The sequence below is a fragment of the Atribacteraceae bacterium genome, assembly GCA_035477455.1.
GTDB lineage: Bacteria > Atribacterota > Atribacteria > Atribacterales > Atribacteraceae > DATIKP01.
This window is the reverse complement of record DATIKP010000154.1, coordinates 1-8,921: the sequence shown is the minus strand read 5'-3', so window position 1 is coordinate 8,921 and position 8,921 is coordinate 1. Positions and strand designations below refer to the sequence as shown.

Genomic DNA, 8,921 nt, shown 5'->3' with positions numbered 1-8,921 from the left:
TTTGAGCGCATGAAGCGCAACATGGAGCCGATGGTAATATCTGCCCTCTGTGGTGTAAGATATTTCATCTTCAATTGCAGCAATAAATGTTTCGACATCATCAATTTGTAATTTTTTCATTGGAACAGCCCTCCTTACTCGTTTCTTGTACTGTTCCAATGATAGCAAGTTTATTTATTATGGTCAATTACTTATTGCGTTACATATAAGACTGTGGACCGGTCAGGTTTCTGGGTATCCCCTGCAATATCAACGGCGGTCTTGATGATCATGATTGGAGGAAGATGAGTGAAAACTGGTCGATTTCGAGGAGGAATACATCCTCCCTCCTGGAAGGAATCAACTCGTTTGCGGCCCATACGGTCGCTTCCCTTGCCTGACAAGCTCTATCTTTTGCTTCTTCAGCATACCGGAACCCCTCTTGTGCCTTTGGTGGTCAAAGGGGATCGGGTCAAACGAGGGCAAAAAATCGCCGATGTGGAGGCCTACATTTCCGCACCCCTGCATGCACCGGTAGCCGGGAAAGTCCTGGCGATCGAGGATTGGCCTCATCCGTGCCAGGGGAAATTTCCAGCGATCGTCATCGAGAACGACCATACCGAAGAAGAGGAAAAAAGAGATCCTCTGGATACCCGGGAGATCGAAGCGCTGGATCGGAGTTTTCTCCGGGAGTGGATACGGGAAGGTGGTCTGGTGGGCTTGGGAGGAGCCGCATTTCCCACCCACGTCAAGGTCAGTCCCCCGGAGGGGAAGACCATCGATACCCTGATACTTAATGGAGCGGAATGTGAGCCCTTTTTGACCGCCGATGAACGAGTGATGATTGAAGATCCGGAGAATATACTGCTGGGTGGCCGGATCCTGAAACAGTGTTGTGGGGCCGGACGGTTGGTGATTGCCCTGGAAGACAACAAGTCGGAAAGCGAGCGCTCGATTCGCCGACTTCTTGACAAGGATCCTGGAGTCGCCGAATTGATTACCCTCCCTACCCGTTACCCGCAAGGGTCGGAAAAACACCTGATACTGTCTCTTTTGAAGCGATGGGTTCCCCCCGGCGGCCTACCCTTTGATGTGGGAGTGGTCGTGTCCAATGTGCAGACGTCCCGAGCCGTTGGACGAATGGCCCGGGAAGGCCTTCCGCTGATCGATCGGGTGATTACGGTCTCCGGTGATGCCATAAGCCAGGCAGACAATCTCTCGGTTCCCCTGGGTATGCGGTTGATCGATATCTTGGAAGGTTGCGGTGGTCTGAAGACGGAGCCGCGGAAAATCATCATGGGTGGCCCGATGACCGGAATCGCCCAGGTGCAACTTGATGTACCGGTCGTCAAGGGGACATCGGGTTTCCTGTTCATGAGCGAGATTACCGAGAAAAAAGAATTTCCCTGTATTCGTTGCGGGAGATGCGTCAGTACCTGCCCGATGAACCTCGTTCCCAGCGCTCTGGCCCGTTTTTCCGAATTCCGGGCTTACGATGAGGCCCGGAATCATTATGCCCTCGATTGCATCGAGTGCGGCGTTTGTGCCTATGGATGTCCATCGGGTATTCCACTGACTCATCATATCAAACAGGCTAAAGCCGAAATTCTCCGGAAATCCCGGAAGGGGAGTCAATAACATGGAGCACCGACCACGGCTTGTTTTCAGCCCTGCGCCGCACCTCAAAAACCCTGCGCAGGTTCCCCGGATTATGGGGGAAGTCTTTATTGCCCTTCTTCCAGCGGCAGCCTGGGCAGGTTACGCATTCGGTTTTTGGAATGCTTTTCTCCCGGTATTCTGGTCCATCACCGCGGCGCTTGCTTTTGAATATCTGCTTTGCCGGTTGCTCAGAAAATCTTCAAGTCTTGGTGACGGGAGCGCCCTGGTTACCGGAATGCTCCTTGGTCTCTCTCTTCCCCCTGGTTCTCCCTTCTGGTTGGCGATGGCGGGTGGGGCCATAGCCATCGTCCTGGGTAAACAAATTTTTGGGGGATTGGGTCAGAATATTTTTAATCCGGCCCTGGTGGGCCGGGCGGTTTTGCTGATCTCCTGGCCGAGGACTATGTATACTTGGGTTGCCCGGGTTCCATTCTCCTTGCCCGACCTGGCCTCGGGGATTAACCAGCCTCCGGCCGGGATGGATGTCGTAACCACCGCAACCGTCCTGGATTTAGCCGAATTGCATGGTTACGCAGCTCTGAGGGCCGCCGAGCCGGCCATCCTCACCCGGCTTTTCCTTGGACAGGTTCCCGGCTCCATCGGTGAAGTGTCGGCGCTCTTCCTGTTGATCGGATTTTGTTACTTGCTCTGGCGCGGAATAGTTCATTGGGATATTCCCCTGTGGTTTGCGGTGGGCCTGGTCGTCGTCATCCTCCTGGGGAGGCAAAGTCCCCTGTTTCACCTGCTCAGCGGCGGGGTGGTGATCGGAGCCTGTTTCATGGCTACTGATTACGTTACCACGCCGATGGCGCCAAGGGCCCGCCTTGTTTTCGGCCTTGGCGCCGGGATGCTGACCGCGATCATCCGTCTCTTGGGAGCGTACCCGGAAGGGGTGACTTTTGGGATTTTGATGATGAACGCCCTGGTTCCTTTGCTCGATAAAATGATTCCGGTCCGGTTCGGGGTGAAAAGCCGATGAAAAACCTCTGGAGAAATGCGCTGATTCTGGCTTTGGCTTGTGCCTTGGCGGCCCTGTCCCTGGGGATCGTTAACGAGTTGACCGCGGATATAATCGCGCAAAGGCTTCGCGAGGAGCTCCTGCAGGCTCGTAGAAGGGTTTTTGTTGAGGCAGAGGAATTTGAGATTTTGAGCCTTCCCGAGGAAGTACTCGCCAGGGTAGCTGAGGAATACAATGTCCATATTTTGGAAACCCTGGCGGCCGTTGGGAACGGACAACAGCTTGGTTATATCTTCCGTATTTCCACGATGGGGTTCGCTGGGCGGATCACGATTATGGTCGGCGTATCCAGCCGGGATCAGCGAATTGTCGGTGTGGAAGTGATGGAGCATGAGGAAACCCCGGGGCTTGGTTCGGCGATCACGGAGCCCGATTTCTTGGATCAGTTTGTCGCCAAGCCGGTTGGTGATCCCTTCCGCCTTGGTCAGGACATCCAGGCTGTCACCGGGGCGACCGTTTCTTCCCGGGCGGTGCTGGAAGCTTGTCTGGGGGCTGTTCGGCTTTTCGAGGAGGTGAAAGAGTGAGGGTGTTTCTCTTCCATTTCAAGAACGGAATCCTGGGAGAAAACCCGATATTACGCCTGATGATTGGGCTTTGTCCGGTACTGGCGGTTTCAGTGCGGGTGGAAAACGGTCTGGCGATGGGTGGAGCGGTACTCTTTGTCCTGACCTGTTCCAGTTTCGTCATTTCTCTTATCCGAAGGGTGGTTCCGCCTCAGGTGCGGATTCCGATTTTTATAGTCGTCATTTCCACTTTTGTCACCATCGTGGATTTAGTCATGAAGGCGTATCTCCCACCCCTCTCCCGAGCCCTGGGAATTTTTATCCCCTTGATTGTAGTCAATTGTATCATCATGGGGCGGGCAGAGGCGTTTGCTTCGAAAAAGCCAGCGGTGTGGGCGATCGCCGACGCCCTGGGGATGGGAGTTGGCTTCACCCTGGTCATCACCGCCATCGGAGTGGTCCGGGAATTGTTCGGGTTCGGTGAACTCTTCTCGGTGAACATCTTGCCCCAGAACTACCAGAGCATGCTGTTCATGATCCTTCCCCCCGGTGCCTTTTTGGTGATCGGCATTTATATTGCACTGTTGAATTCATTGTCCCGGAGGAAACGGACATGAGCGACGGTTTGGTAACTATTCTCAAGATTTTTATCGGTGCCGTCTTTGTGGATAACATTGTCCTGGCCCGGTATATCGGATTGTGTCCTTTCATCGGCATGTCCTCCAGTGTCTCCAATGGTCTGGGCATGGGGATGTCCGTGACCTTTGTGATGGTGCTGGCCTCGCTGGTGACCTGGACGTTATGGAGGTTTCTTCTGGTTCCCTTTGAACTTGAATACATGCGGATCATGGTTTTTATCCTGGTCATCGCCTCCCTGGTGCAACTGGTGGAAATCATGCTGCGAAAGAGCCTGCCCAATCTCTATAAGGCTATGGGCATCTATCTTCCGCTAATCACCACGAACTGCGCGATTCTGGCCGTGACCTTTCTGGGGGTTGACTATCAATACAGCGCCGCCCAGGTGGTGGTCTACAGCATCAGTGTGGCTTTGGGCTTCACATTGGCTCTGGTCCTTCTGGCCGGAATTCGTGAGCGGATTCGTTTTACCCGGACCCCGGCATTTTTCCAGGGATACCCGGTGGTCTTCATCACTGTGAGTCTCCTGGCCCTGGCGTTACTCGGCTTTAGGGGTCTGGTGAGATAGGAGCATGAACATGACCTGGACATCGATCCAACCGATCCTGATTCCGGTTATCGTCGTCGGTGGTTTAGGAATGGCCTTTGGCGTGCTTCTGGCTTGGTTTGCAAAAAAGTTTGCGATTAAATTTGACCCGGCCATTGAAAAAATCGAATCGGTTTTACCGGGGGTAAATTGTGGAGCCTGCGGCTTTCCCGGCTGCAGCGCCCTGGCTGAGGCGATCGTCCGCGGCGATGCACCGATCGACTCCTGTCCAGTAGGCGGTACCCGTACCTGGCAAGAGATCGGACGAGTGCTCGGCAAGGAAGTTTCGGTCCGGGAAACCCGGAAAGCAGTTCTGATCTGCCAGGGAGGAAACGAGGTAGCCACAACTCAAGCGATCTATCGGGGAGTCGCTGATTGCCGGGCGGCCACTGTGTACGGGGTTTCCTTTAAAGCCTGTCATTACGGATGCCTGGGGCTTGGCAGTTGTCAGAGGATCTGTCCCTTCGAGGCCATCCGGATGGACGAAACCACCGGTCTGCCAGTCATTATCGGGAGCCGGTGTACTGGGTGTGGTAGATGTGTGAAGGAATGTCCCCGTAGCGTTCTCACTTTACTCCCGGCCCGCGACTTGGTCGTGGTTGCCTGTACCTCCCCGGATACGGCACGCTCGGTCAAAGCGGTTTGTCGGAAAGGCTGCATCAAATGCCAGTTGTGCGTGAAAGTGTGCCCGGTCAAGGCGATCAGCTTCCCGGATGGAAAAATCCGGATTGACCGGAAGATCTGTACGCTATGTGGTCTGTGTGTGGACAAGTGCCCTACCGGCTGTATCGTCCGGAATATAAGGAACAGTGTTCCCGCTGAAGCATCCTCCTCCGTACCTGTGCCGGCCGTACCAGTTGAGGTAGAAGAGCCTATGAGGTAAAAGAGACAGTCGGTACTTCCCGGAGAGAGAATATTGGCTCCTGGTAAAGCTCACGCCGGTTGTAGTTGGTGAGGGAGAATTCGGTGCCGTGGATGAATCCGGGAGGACCTGCCGAGGTGCGGGGTGTTAGGAGAGGTGCAGGCTACAAGAAAACTGGGAGGAGTTAAATGTATTTTCAGAGGTGAACATGGAATATCTGATTGGCATCGACATCGGTACGACGAACAGCAAACTCCGGCTCTATAACCGGCAGGGAGTGGTCCGTGAGGAGAAAATCTTCCCGACACCATTTTATCCCGATCAGTACGGCGGAACGTATGAACCGGAAGAAATCGCCGACCTAGTAGTCACTGCCCTAAAGGCGATTGACTCTTCGCTTAAATCATCCGTTGTCGGCTTGAGTGTCTCCAGCTTTGCCGAAGTGCTGGTCGGCCTGGGAAAAGAGGGACGTCCGGCCTTGCGTAGCCTCGCTTTTTTCGATAAGCGGACCAGTGAACAGTATAGCCGCCTCGCTGACCGGCTGCCCCCGGCGGAAGTGTATCGCAACACCGGGTTGTCCCCCTACCATATCTATTCCCTGTATAAACTCCGGTGGCACCGGGAAGCCGAACTGGAAAACTTTCAGGCCGTCGCTATCTGGACCTCAATGGCCGGATACCTGCTGAACTTCCTGGGAGGAGAACTGAGTTTTGACTATTCGCTGGCCTCGCGGACCATGCTTTTTGACCAGCGGAAACAGGCTTGGGATCCCGGTCTATTGGAACTGGCCGGGGCCAGAGAGAAACAAATGGCTCCTCTGGTGCCGTCCGGTCAGATCCTGGGTTCCTTACGAGAGGGTATCGCCTGGCAGACAGGATTACCCGCCTCAATGAAGTTGGTAGCGGGAGGACACGATCATTTATGCGCCGCCTTGGCCGCCGGAGTGATCCGAGAGGGTCAGGTTCTGGTTTCCACCGGGACAACCGAATCACTCACCGTCGCCTTGGAAGCGCTGCCGTTCATCGAATATACGAGTCTGAAAAGACCATTCAGCTTGGGCCACCATGTGCTCTCTTCCCGGTTTTACGCCATGCATGGTATCTATTCCGGCGGGTATGCGATTGACTGGGGTGTGCGTCTCTTGGGAGAAGAGTACTCTGTATTTAATGCCCTGTCCCTTCCGGTGACCGGTGGTAATCTTCCTCTGTTTTTTCCTTATCTGTTGGGAGCCGACTATGCTGGTGCGAAGGGCGCTTTTCTCAATCTCGCAGGCAGGACCGGGCGGAACGAGCTACTGCAGGGTCTGGTTACCGGATTGTGTTTCGAATACCGTAATCTGTGGGAAGAAGTGATCGGAACGCTCGGGATTCCGGTCAACCGGGTTATCAATGTCGGGGGAGCCAGCCGTAACCGATACTGGATGCAGCTGAAATCCTCGCTGCTTGGTTACGAGTTGATCGTTCCCCGGGACAAGGAGGGGAGCGCCAAGGGCGCGGCCTTACTGGCCGGTTTGGGGTGCGGTGTATATCGGGACGCCGAAGAGGCGTTTCGAGAAAGTTTCCAGGAAGAAGAGATCTATGCCCCGCTTCCTGCGGTCCGGGACGCTCTCGAATCTTGGTACGACTTGTACCGGGATTTATGGGAGGATATTCAGCGTATCAATCGGAAGATCAGCGTTCACCGCGTTGAAAACGGGAACCGCTATCTATCAAGAAAAGAGGGATGATCATGCCGCCAAACTCGTCGCTGACCATCCACTGGGTCAGCAAAACCGCCGTCCTTCTGGCCCTCACTCTGGCTGTTCAGATGCTGGGATTGCCGCCACCTATTACCGGGCCTTTGATCAACGCATTTTTACTGATTGCCGCCGTGACCACCGGAATGACCAGTGGCATTGTGATCGGCCTGTTGACACCCTGGGTCGCCTTCCTGCGCGGGATCCTTCCCGCCCCCCTGGGACCTCTGATTCCTTTTATTATGATCGGTAACGCCGCCTTGGTATGCGTATTCAGTATGATCAGGCTGAAAAGGAAAACGTTATCCACCGGTATTATCGGGGTCGGCGCGGGCGCGGTCGTGAAATACCTGATTCTGGCCTTTGCCGTCCGGGTGGTAGTGGATGTCCCGCTACCGGTCGCCAGGGTCATGCAGTTCCCCCAACTTCTTACGGCACTTGCTGGTGGGGCGATCGCGCTAGTTCTGGAGCAGGCGTTGATCCGGGTGAGGTATCTCAGGAACGGTTGGTGAAGGGTGCTCTTACCCGGCAGGAGTGGCCAACGATTTTTCACTGAGGCGGGAGGTCAGGATCGCCGCTGCTATCAGAAGGGAAAAGAGCAGAAACGATGCCGGGAAGCTGTTACCGGTGAAAAAAAGGAGCAGGGAGAAGGCTGCCGGACCGAGTGTTCCACCCAAGTTGAGAAAAGTCTCTACCCAGCCCATGGCTTCCGCCTGCCGGGATGGGACCGAGATTTTTCTGGTAGCGATCGTCGTTCCCAGGTAAAAATAGACCCAGCTGATGCTCATAAAAGCTTGGGGGAGAAAAATCCCCCATCCCCGGGAAAACAGGGGAGCGATGAGAAAAGGGAAAAGGGACAGAATGTGCCCGATTTGAATGATCCGCATCAGGGTTTTTTCCCGGGTGAAGCACGCCCGGCCGACAATGGGGAAGAAGGCGAGCTGCGCGAGATTGGAAATTCCGATCACCATTCCGATGAACGATGGATTGTTTCCCGACTTTTCCCAGAACAGGGGCAGGAAAAACAGTAAAGCACTCACCGCGCAGGAACGGTAGAAGATAGGTAAAAAGAACAGCAGGGTTTTTTTGCGGAAAAGCCAGTTTTTGTCTTTTTTTTCGGGGAATGACGTAGCCGGGAGCCGATCAATCCCGCCCAGAAAAACCAGTGTTCCGGAAACGAGGAACGCAACGGCTGAAGCCAGAAAGAAGTTTAACGCTGGATTGACCTCATTGAAGTACCCGCTCAGCCAGCATCCCAGGGAAAAAGCCACCCCCCGGGCAATATTCAGGGTGCCGACCTGCCGAGCCTGATCGGCTGGGTTTTTGTGGTTGATCAGGAGGTCATTGATCACCGGGGCCTGAGCTACGAGAAAGAAACCGTAGCAAAACCGCAGGATCGTGAGCCACAGCACATTGGCCGTCAGGGGTGTCAAGAGGCAGAAAAGACCCTGTCCGATACAACTGGCTGCAAGAATGAAACGTCTGGTTCCCCAACGGTCGGCGATTTTCCCCCATAACGGGCCGCTCAGGAATGCGCCGGCGGTCAGCGCCGAAAGGGTGATGCCCGTTTCCTGGACAGTCAATCCGAGAGTGCGGGCATACAGGGCGAACAGGGTCGAGGTGAGGCCGAAGGTGAGTTGGGAGACGAAAGCGACGGAGGCCAATATGAGAAAGGGTGGTTGGAACGGAAAACGGAATCCGGGGAATGCCGGTTTCATGATCAGACGATGGCTGGATTAAAACCGAAATATCAGCGGAACCGGAACGGGAAGACGACGGTAGCCAGTGTTAAAGTACCGTGGGATAAAACAGAGACTCAGGGGAGCCAAAAATACGACATAATAATCAGCGGTCAAGTGACCAACGACCAAGGCGAGTTTCATTTTCCATCCCCTCCACAGCATAGATATCGGTCAATTTACGAAGTGTAGCACCAATACGAT

At 54.6% G+C, this 8,921-nt stretch carries 9 protein-coding genes; 8 read left to right on the top strand and 1 reads right to left on the bottom strand.

The window, feature by feature from the left end; all coding sequences use genetic code 11:
* The first annotated feature begins 288 nt into the window (after nucleotides 1-288).
* The 8 genes from rsxC to VLH40_09000 all read left to right on the top strand — a co-directional run bounded on the left by rsxC (nucleotide 289) and on the right by VLH40_09000 (nucleotide 7,490).
* Nucleotides 289-1,617 (top strand): electron transport complex subunit RsxC, encoded by a 1,329-nt coding sequence (gene rsxC / locus VLH40_09035; GenBank protein HSV32146.1) that lies wholly within the window; start codon nucleotides 289-291, stop codon nucleotides 1,615-1,617.
* Nucleotide 1,618: 1 nt separating this feature from the next.
* Complete coding sequence (locus VLH40_09030) at nucleotides 1,619-2,617, top strand: RnfABCDGE type electron transport complex subunit D (GenBank protein ID HSV32145.1); 999 nt, start codon at nucleotides 1,619-1,621, stop codon at nucleotides 2,615-2,617.
* The gene (locus VLH40_09025) at nucleotides 2,614-3,180 is read left to right on the top strand and encodes an RnfABCDGE type electron transport complex subunit G (protein HSV32144.1); all 567 of its coding nucleotides are present in this window, start codon (nucleotides 2,614-2,616) and stop codon (nucleotides 3,178-3,180) included. Before VLH40_09030 ends, VLH40_09025 begins: the two co-directional genes overlap by 4 nt.
* Nucleotides 3,177-3,776 (top strand): electron transport complex subunit E, encoded by a 600-nt coding sequence (locus tag VLH40_09020; protein HSV32143.1) that lies wholly within the window; start codon nucleotides 3,177-3,179, stop codon nucleotides 3,774-3,776. The genes VLH40_09025 and VLH40_09020 overlap by 4 nt, the downstream gene beginning before the upstream one ends.
* Complete coding sequence (locus VLH40_09015; GenBank protein ID HSV32142.1) at nucleotides 3,773-4,363, top strand: RnfABCDGE type electron transport complex subunit A; 591 nt, start codon at nucleotides 3,773-3,775, stop codon at nucleotides 4,361-4,363. The genes VLH40_09020 and VLH40_09015 overlap by 4 nt, the downstream gene beginning before the upstream one ends.
* Nucleotides 4,364-4,367: 4 nt before the next feature.
* A complete protein-coding gene (locus VLH40_09010) occupies nucleotides 4,368-5,264 on the top strand; it encodes an RnfABCDGE type electron transport complex subunit B (protein ID HSV32141.1) in 897 nt (298 codons plus the stop codon).
* A 187-nt stretch (nucleotides 5,265-5,451) separates the two neighbouring features.
* Nucleotides 5,452-6,969, top strand: coding sequence for an FGGY-family carbohydrate kinase (locus tag VLH40_09005; GenBank protein ID HSV32140.1), 1,518 nt, complete (start codon nucleotides 5,452-5,454; stop codon nucleotides 6,967-6,969).
* Between the two features lie 2 nt (nucleotides 6,970-6,971).
* Nucleotides 6,972-7,490, top strand: coding sequence for an ECF transporter S component (locus VLH40_09000; GenBank protein ID HSV32139.1), 519 nt, complete (start codon nucleotides 6,972-6,974; stop codon nucleotides 7,488-7,490).
* Nucleotides 7,491-7,499: 9 nt separating this feature from the next.
* Here the strand turns inward: VLH40_09000 and VLH40_08995 are convergent, their stop codons facing one another.
* Nucleotides 7,500-8,696 carry an MFS transporter gene (locus VLH40_08995; GenBank protein HSV32138.1) on the bottom strand — a complete coding sequence of 399 codons (1,197 nt, stop codon included), beginning with the start codon at nucleotides 8,694-8,696 and terminating at the stop codon, nucleotides 7,500-7,502.
* Nucleotides 8,697-8,921: the final 225 nt, after the last annotated feature.

Coding starts and splice junctions, on each gene's coding strand:
- VLH40_09005 (HSV32140.1), top strand. CDS start 5,452: ATGGAATATCTGATTGGCATCGACATCGGTACGACGAACAGCAAACTC.
- VLH40_09015 (HSV32142.1), top strand. CDS start 3,773: ATGAGCGACGGTTTGGTAACTATTCTCAAGATTTTTATCGGTGCCGTC.
- VLH40_08995 (HSV32138.1), bottom strand. CDS start 8,696: ATGAAACCGGCATTCCCCGGATTCCGTTTTCCGTTCCAACCACCCTTT.
- VLH40_09000 (HSV32139.1), top strand. CDS start 6,972: ATGCCGCCAAACTCGTCGCTGACCATCCACTGGGTCAGCAAAACCGCC.
- VLH40_09010 (HSV32141.1), top strand. CDS start 4,368: ATGAACATGACCTGGACATCGATCCAACCGATCCTGATTCCGGTTATC.
- VLH40_09025 (HSV32144.1), top strand. CDS start 2,614: ATGAAAAACCTCTGGAGAAATGCGCTGATTCTGGCTTTGGCTTGTGCC.
- VLH40_09030 (HSV32145.1), top strand. CDS start 1,619: ATGGAGCACCGACCACGGCTTGTTTTCAGCCCTGCGCCGCACCTCAAA.